The following is a 17,023-nucleotide window of genomic DNA, read 5'->3' as shown; positions in this document are numbered from 1 at the left end:
AATGTCTATGAGCGTTGCGCATCCTCCCGCCTCGCACGGCCGCTTAAGCCGCATGACGGCGCTGTTCTGGCGTAAACCGTCTCTCGGCCTGTTCCTGCTTCTGCTCGCGCCGCTGATGTGGTTTGGCATCGTCTATTTAGGATCGCTTCTGACCCTGCTGTGGCAAGGTTTTTACACCTTTGACGATTTCACCATGGCCGTCACGCCGGATCTGACCCTGGCGAACATTCAGGCGCTTTTCAACCCGGCAAACTACGACATTATCCTGCGCACGTTAACGATGGCGATTGCGGTGACGATTGCCAGCGCCATCCTGGCCTTCCCGATGGCCTGGTACATGGCGCGATACACCCGCGGCAAGTGGAAAGCGTTTTTCTATATCGCTGTAATGCTGCCAATGTGGGCGAGCTACATCGTCAAAGCCTACGCCTGGACGCTGCTGCTGGCGAAGGACGGGGTGGCACAGTGGTTTCTCAACCATATGGGGCTGGAGCCGATCCTGACCTCACTCCTTACGCTCCCGGCGATTGGCGGCAACACCTTGTCCACCTCCGGGCTGGGGCGGTTTCTGGTCTTCGTCTACATCTGGCTGCCGTTTATGATCCTGCCAGTCCAGGCGGCGCTGGAACGCCTGCCTGCCTCGCTACTGCAGGCCTCAGCCGACCTTGGCGCGCGCCCTCGCCAGACCTTTCGCTACGTCGTTCTGCCGCTGGCGATCCCGGGTATTGCGGCAGGTTCAATATTCACCTTTTCCCTGACGCTGGGGGATTTCATCGTTCCGCAGCTGGTGGGGCCGCCGGGTTACTTCATCGGTAACATGGTCTACTCGCAGCAGGGTGCCATTGGCAATATGCCCATGGCCGCCGCGTTCACGCTGGTGCCCATCGTGCTGATTTCACTCTATCTGGCGTTCGTGAAACGTCTGGGAGCATTCGATGCACTCTGAACGCGCACCGCTGTTCCTGAAAGTGGCAGCCTGGGGAGGCGTTATCTTCCTGCACTTCCCGCTGCTGATTATCGCGACCTATGCCTTTAATACCGAAGACGCTGCCTTCAGCTTTCCGCCGCAGGGGCTGACGCTGAAGTGGTTTAGCGTGGCGGCGGGGCGCGGCGATATTATTGAATCCGTGACGTTGTCACTTCAGATTGCGTCGCTATCCACCGCGATTGCCCTTGTGCTTGGCACGCTTGCTGCAGCGGCGCTGTGGCGAAGCGAGTTTTTTGGCAAGAATGCGATCTCGCTGTTGCTGCTATTGCCGATTGCGTTACCGGGGATCATCACCGGTCTGGCGCTGCTGACGGCATTCAAAACGATCGACCTTGAGCCGGGCTTTTTCACCATCGTGGTGGGACACGCCACCTTTTGCGTGGTGGTGGTGTTTAACAACGTGATTGCCCGGTTCAGACGCACCTCCTGGAGCCAGGTGGAAGCGTCGATGGATCTCGGGGCCGACGGATGGCAAACCTTCCGCTATGTGGTGCTGCCCAATCTGGGTTCCGCGCTGCTGGCCGGGGGAATGCTGGCGTTTGCCCTGTCGTTTGACGAGATAATCGTCACAACGTTTACGGCGGGACACGAGCGCACGTTACCGCTGTGGTTGCTCAATCAGCTCGGTCGTCCGCGCGACGTGCCGGTCACCAACGTCGTAGCACTGCTGGTGATGCTGGTGACAACTATCCCCATTCTGGGAGCCTGGTGGCTAACCCGCGACGGCGAGAACATCGCCGGCAGCGGGAAATAACAGTGAATTCAACAGGAAAATGCTATGCAAACACAACTGCTGATAGAGGGAAAACTGGTAACCGGTGAGGGAGAAAAACAGCCGGTCTATAACCCGGCCACTGGAGAACTCCTGCTGGAGATTGCCGAGGCGTCAGCGGCTCAGGTCGACGCGGCGGTTCAGGCGGCCGACCGTGCTTTTGTGGTGTGGGGACAAACCACGCCGAAGACCCGCGCCGAGTGCCTGCTGAAGCTGGCGGATGCGATTGAAGAGCATGGGGAGGACTTTGCCCGGCTCGAATCCCTAAACTGCGGCAAGCCGCTGCACTGTGCTCTGGGAGATGAAATTCCGGCGGTGGTCGACGTTTTCCGTTTCTTCGCCGGGGCCGCCCGCTGTCTTAACGGGCTGGCCGCCGGGGAGTACCTTGACGGCCACACGTCGATGATCCGCCGCGATCCGGTGGGCGTGGTTGCCTCTATTGCCCCCTGGAACTATCCGTTGATGATGGCGGCATGGAAACTGGCGCCCGCGCTGGCGGCAGGGAACTGCGTGGTGATTAAGCCCTCGGAGATCACGCCGTTGACCGCGCTGAAGCTGGGAGAGCTGGCAAAAGATATTTTCCCGGCAGGCGTTCTGAACGTGCTGTTTGGCCGGGGAAAAACGGTCGGCGATCCGCTTACCGGACATGAAAAAGTTCGTATGGTCTCGCTGACCGGTTCGATTGCTACCGGGGAACATATCATCGGCCATACGGCATCCTCCATTAAACGCACCCACATGGAGCTGGGCGGTAAAGCGCCGGTTATCGTCTTTGATGATGCCGACCTGGATGCGGTTGTCGAAGGGGTGCGGACGTTTGGTTTCTACAATGCCGGGCAGGACTGTACGGCGGCCTGCCGTATTTATGCCCAGAAGGGCATTTATGCCGCGCTGGTGGAAAAGCTGGGCGCAGCGGTCGCCAGCCTTAAAATGGGGGCGCCGGAGGATGCCTCGACCGAACTGGGCCCGCTCAGCTCGGCCGCCCATCTTTCACGCGTCTGTAAGGCCGTCGATGAGGCGAAAGCGCTCGGTCATATCCGCGTTGTCACGGGCGGGAGCAAAAAAGAGGGGGCAGGCTACTACTTCCAGCCAACCCTGCTGGCGGGGGCAAAACAGGACGACGCCATCGTTCAGCGGGAGGTGTTTGGCCCGGTGGTGAGCGTCACCGAGTTTGATGACGAGGCGCAGGTGCTGGCCTGGGCGAACGATTCGCAGTATGGCCTGGCGTCATCGGTCTGGACCAAAGACGTGGGCCGCGCCCATCGCCTGAGCGCGCGGCTGCAATACGGCTGCACCTGGGTGAATACCCATTTTATGCTGGTGAGCGAAATGCCGCACGGCGGCATGAAACTATCCGGCTACGGCAAAGATATGTCGGTCTACGGGCTTGAGGATTACACGGTCGTGCGGCATGTCATGATCAAACACTAAACCCGTCATGCCTGGTCGCATTCGCGGCCAGGCGTTGGCCACGCCCGCCATGAGTGTTACGCAAGATACTCAATTGTTATTATCCATGAATTTTAAGTGGTTATTCTGTAACGAAAAAACTTGATCTGTATCAACATATGACGCATATTGCGTGCGGTTATTTTTTCGGCTCTGGTATACAGAATGACGTTGTATCAAAAGATGTTGGTTTTCTACGCAATCATGGCTTCCATCTGCGCATTAATTACCTGGTTCCTCTCTAAAGACCGCAAACGTATCCGCCTGCTCAGCGCTTTTCTGGTGGGGTCAACCTGGCCAATGAGCTTTCCCGTTGCGCTGCTGATCTCGCTTTTCTGAAGCACGCTTCCATTTTTAAAAATGAATATGGCATTCCAGATACGGTAACTGTATAAATACACAGTGCATCGTAAAAGGAGTGCTTATGAACAGTTTTTACTCGCAGCAGGCCGGTTGTACCGTGCGCTGGCATGACCTGCCCGGCACCGGCGATCCCATGGTGTTCATTCACGGGCTGGGCTGCGCCTCATCCTATGAATATCCCCGTGTCGTTCATGACCCGCTGTTTGGCGCGCGCAGAGCGATTCTCATCGACTTGCCCGGCAGCGGCTACAGCGACAAGCCTGAGCACTACAGCTATAAAACCACCGACCAGGCGCACGTTGTGGCGGAACTGATTGACCACCTTAAGCTGGATGCCTTCTGGTTATACGGCCACAGCATGGGCGGCAGCATTGCTATTGAAACGGCCGGGCTGCTGGCGTCGCGCGTGAAGAGGCTGATGGTGTCAGAGCCCAATTTTCATGCGGGTGGAGGGATGTTCAGCCGGTCTATTGCAGCGCAAACCGAGCAACAGTTCCTGAGCCAGGGCTATGACGCCATGCTCAGCGCGGAAAAAACGGCGTGGGCGGGATGTCTGCAGAGCAATGCGCCGTACGCCGTCTGGCGGGGCGCATCGAGCCTGGTGGCGGGCGTTGAGCCCGAATGGGAAGCACAGTTCCTGTCACTTCCTTGCCCGGTAACGTTGATTTTCGGCGAACTGTCTCTGCCGGATGACGATGTGGACAATCTGAAGCAAAAGGGCGTTGAGGTAAAAATTATCCCAGCGGCGGGGCATTCAATGTCGTGGGAAAATCCGTCTGCACTGGCACAGACGTTAGCCGGGTGTATGACGGAGTGATGTGCGCAAAAGTTTCGCCCGGCGGCGCTACGCTTGTTCGGGCCTGACAACGATGAAGAATGTAGGCCGGGTAAGCGGCAGCGCCACCCGGCAAGAAATGCGGCTACATTGTTAATTAGCGTTCAGCGTAATAACGCGTGTAAGGCCTGACGCGCACCGGGCTGAACATCATGCGGATGCTGGTAATCAATGTTCTCTATCGCGCGGCTATAGAGTGCGACCAGCCAGTCGTATACGTACGCGGTGGCCGCATGCACAGGCTGTTCTCCCAGTCGCGTCAAGCGAGGCTCGGCGCTGCTGACCACTGGCGTAACGAAGATTGCCTGCCCCTTGCGGATGCGGCTTGCCGGACGTACCGCCACGGGCGTCTGGTCGTAACCCAGCCAGCCAATGAAATTGCCCATCACGGCATGCAGCTGTGCAGCGCTGCTTTTATCCGCTTCGACGATACGCTGAAGCTGTTGAGGCAGATCGAGCCGGTAGCTGGTGACCACCAGCACATCCGCGATTTGCTGTAACACCGCAGGCTCCAGCCCAAGGCGCGCGGCCGTGGCCCCATTGCGGCTCCACTGACGCAGATGATTTATCCAGACTCTGTGCGCCAGACGCGCTTTGTCTTTTGTCTGGAACAGGCCGGTGCTTTCCTGGGTATTCTCGGCAAACAGGTCAATAGTGTCCGTAAACAGCCCGTTCACGTGCTCCTCGCGCGGCTGCTGAACGGCGAGCAGCGTTTCAAAGGCTTTCAGCGGCGGCAGGAGGCCTTCAAGCAGTTCGCCGTGGCGGGCGGCGCTGTTTTGCAGCGTGCGCACCATGTTTTCGGCCTGAACACGCCTTGTCCCCGGTTCTTCAACCAGCGGTGCCAGATAGCTCTGCATCAGCGATGAGAGCTCCTGTCGCAGCAAGCCTTTCAGCGTGCTGAGACGCTTCTGTCGCTGGGCGGGCAGCGTGGCCTGAGACAGCCATTCGATGACGCGCTGCATGCTGTGGCTGTCCAGCGCCTGAAGCGTGCCCCAGCGTAAACCCGGCTTTCCGAGCAGATGCTGTACGGCTTCATCGAGATTCTGTCGGGTGGTAAAGCGGGCATCGTGTGGGGTAATCGCCCATACCAGGCCGGGCAGGGCAGATTCTTCAGCAGGCTGCGTCTCCTTGACCCAGTTCATCAACACTTTTGCTTTTTTGGCCGTCTGCTCGTGCTGCGCCGTCGCATTGCAAATCACCAGCACATCCGGCTGAAGCTGCTGACGGTAATGCTCGAGCAGCCACTGGGACTTCGCCTGGCGTAGCGGGTCGGCACGGTTATCTTCAAAAACCGGAATATCAATAATATCGACGTTATCCAGCGCGCCGTTCTCAACCGGCAGCACCAGCTCGCGGGTCAAGAAGGCCAGCACGTCGACGGGGATGCTGATGGCGTTTAGCATTTCACCGCTGTTCAGCGGATGAAGCAGCGTCTCCTGCGCGTCCTGAAGATCTAACGTGCCGTCGTGCGTCAGGAACCCTTCACCCGGCAGGCCAAAGCTGTCCACCAGCAGGCTAAGCGGAGCAGCAAGCTCGCCGGCATGGCTGGTCTGGTGCAGCACATGGGCCAGTTTTAACCACTGCTGGGTCAACTCCTGCTGCTCGCCCCACAGCAGCGACCAGACGCTGGCCCGCGTGCTGAGATCGAGAGAAGGCACCAGCCGGGCGAACTCATGCCACAGGGCATCATCAATTTGCTGTTTCGCGGCGGGTACGGTGCTTTGCCAGAAGCGGGCAATCGCACCCACTTCCTGAGCCGTGATACCGGGCACGCCCTGCGGCTGGCGCAGCCCGCGCCATTTCTCCAGACGTGTCTCAATGACCGCCTTTTCTACCGCGCGCATCTGCGGATGCAGCGTTGTGCGGGCAATAAACAGCTGTACCAGCTCGGCCTCGGTGACAAGGCTCAGACGCAGCGGGAACGCCTCATCCGCCACCTCCGGGCTTTCCCGGGTGAAGCGGACGGCCATGTTGGTCAGGGCATGTCCCGGATTGATATGCGAAAAATAGTCAAAGGTGCGCTGGCCCGGCGTCACGTTCAGGCGTCCATTACCGCTGCCGCACAGGGATAACAGCAGATGGGCTTTCGCGCTCTGCGAATGACCGTAAAGCCCAATGCTGCTCTGGCGCGTCATGGCGCGTTCAATGGCCTGCTCCCGCGCCTGCGCCGCGTTGATGCGAGCAAGCAGGGCGTCAGCATCGTTATCCAGCACAGGGGCGTTCAGGCGCGTCTCATTAATCCACCCGATTAAGGCCTGAGTGGTGGTCGTCGTCGCTGTCATTTCAGGTATACGCTCCCGCTGTCAATCCAGTAGTGGCTACCGCTGTGTCGGCGATCGGCCAAAGTATTCAGTTTGAAGGTTAATGCGTCAGGGGCAACCGGCGTGCCGTCCTGCAGCCAGGCATCGCTCAGCTCGAAGGCCTCAGGGCCTTCCTGCTTGCTGCCGCCGCAGAGCTTCAGCCGCACGTTCAGCACGCCGTCACCGGCAATGGCTTTCGCCAGTTCAGCCGAGTTGATGCTGAGCGTGTAGAGCGGCGTGGCAGGCCAGCGCGCGTTCGCCAGCTGGCGGAAGCCGAGGGTGACGTTACCGCGCAGCGGGAAGTGCAGACGCGCGTCGAGCTTCGCGCCCGGCTTATCGAGGTCGATATCCTGATACCAGACGTTTTCTTCGCGCAGGGTATTAACGGTGTTATCCAGCACGCCGAGATACCGTACGGTGGAATACGCGCCAATGTCCGCGGCTTTAAAGTTGAAGCGCGGCAGACGCAGGTCGAGCGCCAGGCTGCAGAGCATGGCCCCCACGGCGGCCGTCGATTTCGGGTTGCCAATGCGCCCCTGCTGGCTGAACGGATACCACTCGTGCACCTGGTATTTATCCAGCCAGACGATGCGGTTGACCGGCACCGGCTGCAGATGGCGAATGAGCGCCTGAACGCCAGGCAGGCAGCCGGGGCGTCCGGTGATCAGCAGAATATCGCAGCTGTAATGGGATATCGCCTCGCACACCGCGTGAAGCGGCGAGGCCAGCGTAAACTGCCCGGCCAGCATCGCATCCTGCATTTCGCGGAAATTCACGTGCAGCGGCACCGCGAACAGGTCAAAAGCGTCTGAACCCGCAGGCAGGGCATGATCGATCGCCTGCTGCAGGTAATTCATGACGTTACGGGTCGGTTTCTGCGGCAGGAGATCGCCAAAGGTGGCATGCAGACCGGCCAGCGGATCGTCAACGTCGCTCGATTCCCACGCGGCAAGAATAGCGTGGCCAATCGGCATAAAGAGCTGAAGCGCCGTTTGCTGACGGAGTACGGCCTGGGTATCGATGCGCCCGGAGTCACCGAATAGCGACGCCATAAGCAGCGAAGCGTCCGCGATACCGGATTTCTGCAGCTGCGTTTGCAGCGCGGGCAACACGTAGCGCTGAATGACGTCCAGAAGCGTGTCGTCGCCCGCGACTTTAAAGCCTTCACGGAACAGCAGCTGCGGGGTGATTTTGACGTTATTGCCGGAACCGTCATCCAGCTGATAATGGGTGATCGCCATATCCGTTGTACCGCCGCCGATGTCGATGGACGCGACGCGCAGCGCGCGGCCCGGCTGGCTACCCGGCTCAGGCTCACGGTCCGGGCGGGCCAGGGAGGCGAAGAAGGCTTCGGTCTGACCGCCAAAGCGGGAGATCGCTTCGTTATACAGCCAGACCAGTTGACCGCAGCTGGCTTCATCCCACTCCATCTGGATTTCAGGAACCGGCACCACGCTTTTATCCTGCTGTTTGCGGGTGACAAAATCCTCATCCTGCGGGTGCCAGCCCATCGCTTTCCAGACGATGGCAATGGCTTCAAACATGCGGCGACGGAAAATCTCGCGCTCCTGCTTTGGCATGGCCGAGGGCAGGGTCAGGATCAGGGTGCGCAGCTGGCGCGGCGATGCCGGGAAGCCCAGACGCAGGCGGGTGGCGACGCTGTTGATCTGCCCCAGCGCCTGCGCCAGCAGCTCGCACAGCATGTGCGTCATCAGCGTACTGCGGCTGTACTGCGGCGAGAAGACCGGCAGCCGCTCGTCCTGCGGCAGCGTGAAGAGCGGCTCGCCGTCATCGTTCATCAGGTTCATCAGCGGAAACGCGGTGGCAAGCGGCTCACGCTGGGTTTTGCTGTTCATCTGGCTAAAGCGCCAGTCCTGTACGACCGGCGTTTCATCCCACAGGTAGCGACGCGGGCTGGAGATGCCGCTGTTGCCTTCGGTCCCCAGACGCTGCATTGCAAGCTTGCGGGCTTCATCACCCACGCGAACAATCGACGGCCAGACAAAGGCGTCTTCGCGGCCGCTTTCAACCGAGAAGTGCTGCTTGCCAAAGCGCGCTTCCGAAAACTCGAGACGGCTGGTGAACAGCGGCGCATTCAGGAACTGCGGCTCGCTTAGCGAGCGGACCTGCAGCTCGGCGGTCTGTCGCAGTCCATCGTTCGCATCGCCGTGGTCTTCAATAATGACGCCGCAGGTGTGGGTATTGCCCACGTCGAGGATCAGGTCGACCGGAATGGCAGGCGTGCTGAGCGTATGGGTAACAAATTTCACTTCCGGCACGGTGAGCTGTTCACCGAGCATGGTCATAAGGTTGAGCCAGTGGGCCTGATATTCAAACCCGCGCATCGCCTGCTGGAGATCGCGTTCTGAGCGGTTTTCAACGCCGTCGGCATGCTGGGTAAATGCCTCGCGCAGCCAGCCGTCGATCCAGGTCTGGTCGAGGAAACTTTCAACCTCATTGTCTCGCCAGGCCAGCGCGAATCGGGTCCCGTTCAGAATATCGTTTTCAACCGGAGACAGGGCGGACGTGGCGTGTTCAGCTATCTGGCTGTCGAGGGCGAGGGTCACGCGGTGCGTATTGCCTGCCGTATCGGGTGTATCCAGCCTGCGCACCTGAACGCGGGCCCAGTTATCCGGCCCCTCAACAAAGGTGCGCGGTGGGTTGAAGCGCTGGAACGGAACCGGAAGCCAGACGCCGTCCAGCACTGCCAGTGACTGATGCAGCGGGATGGTGGTTTCCGGTTTAACCACTTCAGGCTGTCCGCCGTTCGTTCCCGGCACGGTATAGCGCCCGTTAACCAGGTCGAAATCGAGCCGCAGCAGCGGGCCGTTCGCGGTTTTACGTACGAAGCGCCCGTTGCTGGCGGTGTCCTGCGGCGTCAGACCGAAATCAAGGAACTGCACGCCGCTGTTGGCAATAAGCGTGACGCTTTGTTTATAGTCGCAAAGATTAACCAGCATAGGATCAGGCACCTGCTTTCTTGAACGTCAGGGGAACGACGGTATTGGCATCATAACGGGCGCGACATTCTGCGATATCGCTGGCGCCTGCTTTACAGGCAACCTCCGGCATCGGGTAGCGGGAGCCGTCGGTGCAGCGGGCAGTACCGCGACTTTTAATCATCAGCTCGCCGTTGCTGTGCAGGCCGGAGAAGACCTCCGCGCGGCAGACAACGTTGTCGCCGTGGACAACCCGGGCGAAGCCTTTATTGTTCTGGATCTGATAGCGCATTGACGGCGGCTTGCCGGTAACCGGATCTTTCACGTCCAGAACCGCACGCCAGGTGCCGTTCAGGAAACGCGTCGATCCCGCTTTCACCTGATTCGCTTCCATCACCATGGCATCTTTCGGGATGGCGACAATCACTACCGGGGCGGGCTGTGGCGCAGGCGCAGGTTCTTTTTCTTTGCTTGCCAGGACCTCAGCCTGATGCAGCGGTAACTTCATTGCCAGCGGCTCAACCGCTTTGATCGGCTTTGGCGCAATCTCTACGGGCTGAGGTGCGGGCACAGGGGCGGGCTCAGCGGAAGGCGACTGTTTTGGCCACAGCAGCGGTGCGGCAATGGCGGCAACGATCGCGAGGGCAACCGGCAGCGTCCACAGGGGAACGCGGCGCTTTTTCGCGACGATCGGCACAGCCGGTTCCTGAACGGGTTGCGCAACGGCCGGGGCCGGCTCCGGCTCATACAGTTCTTCCGGCGTGATACGCACCACCGTGGAAGGGGCGATCAGCGGCTCGTCGGCGTGTTCAAAGGCCACCACCGGTTCTGGCTCAGGCTCGGGCTCAGGATCTTCAATCAGAACGGGGGCAGGCTCAGGGACCAGCGATTCACGCAGGCAGTCGAGAACATCGTCGCGCGCATTTTCGTTCAGGTTTACAAACCCCCAGAAGCTGATGACCGGCTTTCCGTCCACGAGGAAGAGGAAGTTTTCACCCGGGAACTGAAACGCCTTCGACAGCAGAGAACCAAAAAGCTGCTGCGCGGTTTTGGGAGACTGGAGGCATTTTTTGCTTAACGACTCAACGCTGGCTAGCGTGTTTTCCAGATAGCGCAGGGCGCGATAGCGGTCATCCTCATCGGCCGCTTTCCAGCTGGTTACGCTCCCTTCAACAGGGGAATACCAGTCCACGCGGTCACCGCTGTCGTTGACCTGCGGAATAGCCAGACAGTCGACGATGGCCTGTTGTTTGCGCAACCGGAGCGCTTCCCGGATTTGTAACGCTGATTCAAAAACGGCTTGTCCGCCGCCGCCAACGGCCTGAAAGTCATCCAGGTTACCGCTGCGTAAAAGAGTTTTTGCCACGATTTGATCCCATATACTTCTTCACACCGTTACTTTAACGAAACGAGGAAGCAACCAAACGGGGGAAGAGACGCTAAAAGGACCGATTTCTTGCGGCATAGAAAGTGACGGTTGTGCTTGACGAATAATGGCCCTTAAGGCAAATCACCTTTTCGGACGCTGGCTGTTAAAACAGCAAAAAAAGCGGCTTTAGAATAACCTGATAGTGTTTCGTTATTTGCCAGGTCATATCGCCTGTGCTGTTATTACTGTCTTATATAATAAAACTGTCAGGGTTATAACCATGTCTACAGGGAAAACACTGCTCGCCCTTGCGCTGAGCGCGCTGTTACCAGCCGGTGCCGCATGGGCGGCAAACAGCGACACCCTTATTTACTGTTCTGAAGCGTCCCCCGAGTCCTTCAACCCGCAAATCGCCAGCTCTGGCCCGTCTTTTGTGGCCAGCTCTCAGGTACTTTACAATCGCCTGATCAATTTTGACCCGGTGAAAAACACCCCGGTCCCGTCGCTGGCGGAGTCCTGGACAATTTCGCCGGACGGCAAGACCTATACCTTTGCCCTGCGCAAAGGGGTGAAGTTCAACAGCAACAAATACTTCAAACCGACGCGCGACTTTAACGCCGATGACGTTATTTTCTCGGTTTTGCGTCAGAAAGACCCTAAACACCCGTATCACAACGTGTCGCAGGGCAACTACGAATACTTTAACGATGTCGGGCTCGATAAGCTGATTCAGGACGTGAAAAAGGTCGACGACTATCACGTTCAGTTCACCCTCAGCGAGCCAAACGCCGCGTTTCTGGCCGACTGGGGGATGGATTTCGCCTCGATTCTTTCCGCCGAATACGCCGACGCGATGCTGAAAAAAGGCACGCCAGAAAACGTGGACACCTGGCCGATTGGCACCGGACCTTATGTCCTGCAGCAGTACAAGGTGGATTCGCTGATCCGCTACGTCGCTAACCCGAACTACTGGGAAGGCGAGGTGCCGACGAAGCATCTCATCTTCTCCATCACGCCGAACGTAGAAACCCGTCTGGCGAAGCTGCAGACCAACGAGTGCCAGATCATTCCTGCGCCGTCCCCGGTTCAGTTTGACGCGATCAAAAACAACAAAGACCTGACGCTGCACTCGGTCGATGCGCTGAACGTCGGCTATCTGGCGTTCAACACCGAGAAAAAACCGTTTGATAACGTGCTGGTGCGCCAGGCGCTTAACTACGCGACCGACAAGAAGGCTATCGTCAATGCGGTATTTATGGGTTCCGGTACGGTGGCAAAATCGCCGATCCCGCCAAATATGCTGGGCTTTAATAAAGACCTGAAGGACTACAGCTACGATCCAGAAAAAGCGAAAGCGCTGCTGAAGCAGGCGGGGCTGGAGAAGGGGGCGGAAGTCACGCTGTGGTCAATGCCGGTTCAGCGTCCGTATAACCCGAACTCGCGCCGTATCGCAGAGATGATCCAGAGCGACTGGGCGAAAGTCGGCGTGAAGGCCAAAATTGTCTCTTACGAGTGGGGCGAATATCTCTCCGGAATGCGTAAAGGCGAACATGACTCCGCGCTGTTTGGCTGGATGTCCGATAACGGTGACCCGGACAACTTTGCCGACGTGCTGCTGGGCTGCAACAGTATTAAAACCGGATCAAACGCCGCGCGCTGGTGCGATAAGGGCTATGATGCTCTGGTGCAAAAAGCGAAGCTGACCAGCAGCCCGGCCGAGCGCGCGAAACTCTACGGCCAGGCACAGGAGATTTTCTACCAGCAGGCGCCGTGGATCGCACTGGCAAACGGGAAAACGTTCTATGCAACCCGCAGCAACGTGACCGGATACAGCGTCAGCCTGATGGGCAGCGATTTCTCTAAGGCGAAGCTTAACTAATATGTTGCCCGGTGGCGCTGCGCTTACCGGGCCTACGGTTTCCCCTGTAGGCCGGGTAAGGCGCAGCCGCCACCCGGCGATTCACAAGGAGTGACAATGTCACATTTAAACGAAGTTACCGCCCGTGTGGATGCCGCTATTGAAGAGGGCGTCATCACCCATATGAATGAACTGCTGATCGAATTAAGCGATGACGCAGAGCTCAGCCGTGAAGAACGCTACACCCAGCAGCAGCGTCTGCGTACCGCGATTTCGCACCACGGTAAGCAGCATAAAGAGGAGTTGGACGCGCGGGAGGAACAGCTGACCAAAGGTGGCACCATACTGTAACGATCAAAACTGGCGCCGCGCCACCAGCCAGGCCCCGACGACCAGCATCACCGCGCCGCATACCGGGCCAATAAGGGCGCGGAGCGGAACGCCGTTGCTCCTCAGCACGTCCATCACCAGCCCGCCAATCAGCTGGCTTGCCACCAGCACGGCGATAGTCGTCGCCGCGCCAACGTTCTGATACCCGCTGATGCTGGCAAACACGAAAAACGAACCCAGCAGCCCGGGGATAAGCGTCCACCAGCGTACCGTTGCGGCCAGCTCGCTGAATCCGGCGACGCCCTGTTTCAGCAGCAGAATGCTGACAAACAGCACAATGCCGACCAGGGAGTTCAGCAGCATCGCGATAAGAATGGTGGAGGAGGACTGGGTGATACGCACCATTAAGGTGTTTTGCACCACCAGACCTATTCCCGCCGCCACCAGAAACGCCAGCGTCAGTGACTGATTCATGGGATGGCGTCCGGATCGCTGCGCTCGTCCAGCTGCAGCTGCATAAAGGTCAAGTCCAGCCAGCGGCCAAACTTGGTTCCCACCTGCGGCATCTGCCCCGTTGTCACAAAACCAAGCGTTTCGTGGAGGTGAATCGAGGCATGGTTTTGCGCTTCAATACCGGCCACCATTACGTGTTTACCGATGGCGCGGGCCTCGTTAATCAGCGCGATCATCAGCGTGCGGCCAATGCCTTTGCCCTGATGGTCCGGGTGGACGTAGACCGAATGCTCAACCGTATGACGGAAACCGTCGAAGGCGCGCCAGTCGCCGAAAGAGGCGTAACCGGTGATAACGCCGTTTTCTTCACTCACCAGAACCGGGTAACCCGCGAGCGTGCGCGCCTCAAACCACGCGATTCGGTTATCGGTATCGACGGTTTTATCGTTCCAGATCGCGGCAGTATGCAGCACCGCGTGATTGTAGATTTCTCCTATCGCGGCGCAGTCTTCTTTGCTGGCATGACGAACGATCATGATTAACCCTCTGTGTGTTGTTCACTATAGTATTACGTTATTCCTACGATATTACACAATCGTATCGCCCGATCGCTACGGCATAAGCCATATTTTTTTGTTATCAAAACCCCATTGAAATGCCGTTCATACACTATAGTATGACGTCATGAACACCATAACAGACACGATGAATCAACGGATTAGCGCAAGAATTCGCCTTGAACGCGAATCTCGCGGATGGTCCCTGAGCGAGCTTGCTGACCGGGCTGGGGTTTCGCGCGCGATGATCCACAAGATTGAACGCGGAGACAGCAGCCCGACGGCCACCTTGCTTGCTCGCCTGTCTGGTGCGTTTGGCATCAGCATGTCAACGCTTATTGCCCGGGCCGAAATGCAGGAGGGCAAGCTGCTGCGCCTTGCAAACCAGCCCGTCTGGCGAGATCCGCAGACGCACTACCTCCGCCGCCATGTTTCTCCCCGCACCGATCTGCCCATCGACCTTGTTCAGGTTGAACTGCCCGCGGGCAGCGATGTTCCGATGCCTGCCTCTTCTTACGCGCTGGCTCGTCAGCTTATCTGGCTCCAGTCCGGCGAGCTGGTGTTCCAGGAGGGCGATACGCGCCACGAAATGCACGCCGGAGACTGTCTCGAGCTGGGGCCGCCAAATGACTGCCGGTTCATCAACGAAACGAATGAAACCTGCATCTATCTGGTTGTACGGCTTAACCAGTCTGCCTCGTAATGCTAATGCGATAACGCCGATCGTGAGCCAGGCTGTAATGACATTTGTACCAGAAGGAGATCCCGATGAATCAACCTGTTTCGCAAAATCGCCGCTGGGTACTGGCCTCTCGTCCACAGGGTGCGCCGGTCGCGGAAAATTTTCGTCTCGAAACGCAGCCTGTTCCCGCCCCTGCTGAGGGACAGCTTTTGCTGCGCACCGTCTGGCTGTCGCTGGACCCTTACATGCGGGGGCGCATGAGCGATGCGCCATCCTATTCACCACCGGTTGAGCTGGGCGCGGTGATGGTGGGGGGAACGGTTAGCCGCGTTGAGCAGTCGAATCATCCCGATTTCAAACCGGGTGAGTGGGTGCTGGGCTACAGCGGCTGGCAGGAATATGAACTCTCGGACGGCAGCGGCCTGGTGAAGCTGGGCGAAAATCCGTCACATCCTTCCTGGGCGCTGGGTATTCTGGGCATGCCGGGCTTTACCGCCTATATGGGGTTGCTGGATATCGGGCAGCCAAAAGCGGGCGAAACGCTGGTGGTCGCCGCGGCGACAGGCCCGGTTGGCGCGACCGTCGGGCAGATCGGTAAAATCAAAGGTTGCCGGGTGGTCGGGGTCGCCGGTGGGGCTGAAAAATGCCGCCATGCCGTTGAGGTCCTCGGGTTTGATCTGTGTCTGGATCACCACGCGGCCGATTTTGCCGAACAGCTGAAACGTGCCTGTCCGCAAGGAATTGACGTCTATTATGAAAACGTCGGCGGGAAAGTATTTGACGCCGTGCTGCCGTTACTGAATACCTCCGCGCGCGTGCCGGTGTGCGGCCTGGTGAGCGGCTACAACGCGACGGGCCTGCCCGAGGGGCCGGATCGCCTGCCGCTCCTGATGGCGACCATCCTGAAGAAACGCATTCGTATGCAGGGCTTTATCATCGGCCAGGATTACGGTCACCGCATTAAGGAGTTCCAGGAAGCGATGGGACGCTGGGTGCAGGAGGGCAAAATTCACTATCGTGAACAGATAACGGACGGGCTGGAGAACGCGCCCGAGGCGCTGATTGGCCTGCTTGAAGGGCGTAACTTCGGCAAAGTCGTGATTCGCGTCGCGAGTGACAATAAATAAACAGCATTATGGCGGGGTTTCCCGCCATATTTATTTGTGAAGATACGATATATTGTCTTTAATTAATGGACATGGCATTTCGCGCCCGCTTCCCGGATGGGCCCGAAACCAATAAAAAATACAAATTTTGCTTTTTTGATGTTTTTACGTACTTCCCACCACCAGGCATGACGATACAGGATATATCGGACCAGCGTCGTTTTATTAAAACTGGCGTTTAAAAATAGCATTAAGTTTTAGCTACAGGAATTGAACATGCTTGATTTGGACCACTTAGAAAAAGCCCAAAGGGTCAGTCTTACCATGCAAGTTGAACACAGTTTGAAAGGAGCGTTAATTACAGGCTCACTCAAACCTGGGGCACGACTGATTACGAAAGAGATCGCCGATAAATTAGGAACCAGTATTACCCCGGTTCGCGAGGCGCTGTTGCGCCTGGTGTCATCAGGGGCGTTACACGCCACGCCGGCGCAGGCATTTCTGGTTCCGGAGGTCACGCTGGAGCGCTATAACGAGATTAACGCCATTCGCAAGCAGCTTGAGCCGATGGCGGTCGCCGCCGCCTGTCAGAATATGTCTGATAGCAAACTGGAGGCGTTGCGCAAATTGTCGGATGCCTTTCATGAGGCCATGCGCAACGGGAACGTCCAGCAGGCATTGCATGCGAATCGCGTCTTCCGGTTTACGCTTTATCAGTATGCAGAAATGCCAACGCTTAATGCATTAATTGAGCAGCTCTGGGTGCGCATCGGGCCCTGTATGAACTATCTGCATCAGGAGCTTAACGACATCAAAGCCTCGACATATCACTATGACGAACTGCTTTCCGCCCTTGAGCGAAGAGATGTTGTTGCCTGCCAGAAGGCGATTGATAAGGTGATTGATGAAGCGAATTTGCTTTTACAGCGACAATATTTTAACTAAGAGATTATTTAGCAGAGCGACTATATTCCGCACCTAATTATTTATCCGGTGAATAACTCCTGATGGTTTATTGCCAT

15 protein-coding genes are annotated in these 17,023 nt (G+C 57.9%); 10 read left to right on the top strand and 5 right to left on the bottom strand.

Annotated features, from left to right (window positions below):
• Position 1: 1 nt before the first annotated feature.
• The 5 genes from DFO52_RS02320 (at position 2) to DFO52_RS02300 (ending at position 4,389) form a co-directional block, all read left to right on the top strand.
• On the top strand, positions 2-946 hold the full coding sequence (locus tag DFO52_RS02320; protein WP_023311994.1) for an ABC transporter permease: 945 nt from the start codon (positions 2-4) through the stop codon (positions 944-946).
• The gene (locus DFO52_RS02315) at positions 936-1,742 is read left to right on the top strand and encodes an ABC transporter permease (protein ID WP_133549167.1); all 807 of its coding nucleotides are present in this window, start codon (positions 936-938) and stop codon (positions 1,740-1,742) included. Before DFO52_RS02320 ends, DFO52_RS02315 begins: the two co-directional genes overlap by 11 nt.
• 24 nt (positions 1,743-1,766) lie before the next feature.
• Complete coding sequence (patD, locus tag DFO52_RS02310) at positions 1,767-3,191, top strand: aminobutyraldehyde dehydrogenase (protein WP_133549165.1); 1,425 nt, start codon at positions 1,767-1,769, stop codon at positions 3,189-3,191.
• Positions 3,192-3,374: 183 nt separating this feature from the next.
• Positions 3,375-3,548 carry a GhoT/OrtT family toxin gene (locus DFO52_RS02305; protein ID WP_003856960.1) on the top strand — a complete coding sequence of 58 codons (174 nt, stop codon included), beginning with the start codon at positions 3,375-3,377 and terminating at the stop codon, positions 3,546-3,548.
• Between the two features lie 85 nt (positions 3,549-3,633).
• On the top strand, positions 3,634-4,389 hold the full coding sequence (locus DFO52_RS02300; RefSeq protein ID WP_133549163.1) for an alpha/beta hydrolase: 756 nt from the start codon (positions 3,634-3,636) through the stop codon (positions 4,387-4,389).
• A gap of 122 nt (positions 4,390-4,511) precedes the next feature.
• Here DFO52_RS02300 and DFO52_RS02295 read toward each other — a convergent pair whose 3' ends face one another.
• Genes DFO52_RS02295 through DFO52_RS02285 form a run of 3 tightly spaced genes read right to left on the bottom strand, consistent with a single transcriptional unit; the run spans position 4,512 to position 11,012 of the window.
• Positions 4,512-6,689, bottom strand: a complete 2,178-nt coding sequence (locus DFO52_RS02295) for a virulence factor SrfC family protein (protein WP_133549161.1) — start codon at positions 6,687-6,689, stop codon at positions 4,512-4,514.
• A complete protein-coding gene (locus tag DFO52_RS02290) occupies positions 6,686-9,667 on the bottom strand; it encodes a virulence factor SrfB (RefSeq protein ID WP_133549159.1) in 2,982 nt (993 codons plus the stop codon). The genes DFO52_RS02295 and DFO52_RS02290 overlap by 4 nt, the downstream gene beginning before the upstream one ends.
• A 4-nt stretch (positions 9,668-9,671) precedes the next feature.
• The gene (locus tag DFO52_RS02285) at positions 9,672-11,012 is read right to left on the bottom strand and encodes an SrfA family protein (protein WP_029741500.1); all 1,341 of its coding nucleotides are present in this window, start codon (positions 11,010-11,012) and stop codon (positions 9,672-9,674) included.
• Between the two features lie 283 nt (positions 11,013-11,295).
• Here DFO52_RS02285 and DFO52_RS02280 point away from each other — a divergent pair, with 283 nt between their 5' ends.
• A complete protein-coding gene (locus DFO52_RS02280; protein ID WP_059346832.1) occupies positions 11,296-12,894 on the top strand; it encodes an ABC transporter substrate-binding protein in 1,599 nt (532 codons plus the stop codon).
• A gap of 96 nt (positions 12,895-12,990) precedes the next feature.
• Positions 12,991-13,224 (top strand): YdcY family protein, encoded by a 234-nt coding sequence (locus tag DFO52_RS02270; protein WP_133549157.1) that lies wholly within the window; start codon positions 12,991-12,993, stop codon positions 13,222-13,224.
• Positions 13,225-13,227: 3 nt separating this feature from the next.
• On the opposite strand, the gene DFO52_RS02265 is transcribed toward DFO52_RS02270, so the two are convergent.
• Together DFO52_RS02265 and DFO52_RS02260 are read right to left on the bottom strand one after the other, a co-directional pair.
• A complete protein-coding gene (locus tag DFO52_RS02265) occupies positions 13,228-13,677 on the bottom strand; it encodes a DMT family transporter (protein ID WP_047647613.1) in 450 nt (149 codons plus the stop codon).
• The gene (locus DFO52_RS02260; RefSeq protein WP_029741497.1) at positions 13,674-14,192 is read right to left on the bottom strand and encodes a GNAT family N-acetyltransferase; all 519 of its coding nucleotides are present in this window, start codon (positions 14,190-14,192) and stop codon (positions 13,674-13,676) included. The genes DFO52_RS02265 and DFO52_RS02260 overlap by 4 nt, the downstream gene beginning before the upstream one ends.
• Before the next feature lie 148 nt (positions 14,193-14,340).
• Here DFO52_RS02260 and DFO52_RS02255 point away from each other — a divergent pair, with 148 nt between their 5' ends.
• From DFO52_RS02255 to DFO52_RS02245, 3 genes are all read left to right on the top strand, one after another.
• Positions 14,341-14,916, top strand: a complete 576-nt coding sequence (locus DFO52_RS02255; RefSeq protein ID WP_023311983.1) for a helix-turn-helix domain-containing protein — start codon at positions 14,341-14,343, stop codon at positions 14,914-14,916.
• A 65-nt stretch (positions 14,917-14,981) separates the two neighbouring features.
• The gene (locus DFO52_RS02250) at positions 14,982-16,022 is read left to right on the top strand and encodes an NADP-dependent oxidoreductase (RefSeq protein WP_054829639.1); all 1,041 of its coding nucleotides are present in this window, start codon (positions 14,982-14,984) and stop codon (positions 16,020-16,022) included.
• 255 nt (positions 16,023-16,277) lie between these two features.
• A complete protein-coding gene (locus DFO52_RS02245; protein ID WP_023311981.1) occupies positions 16,278-16,946 on the top strand; it encodes a GntR family transcriptional regulator in 669 nt (222 codons plus the stop codon).
• The last annotated feature ends 77 nt before the right edge of the window (positions 16,947-17,023 follow it).

Origin of the sequence: Enterobacter sp. AG326, from assembly GCF_004362415.1 — a bacterium.
GTDB classification, from domain to species: domain Bacteria; phylum Pseudomonadota; class Gammaproteobacteria; order Enterobacterales; family Enterobacteriaceae; genus Enterobacter; species Enterobacter asburiae.
Note: the sequence above shows the minus strand (reverse complement) of the source record. Positions and strands in the feature narration are given on the sequence as shown.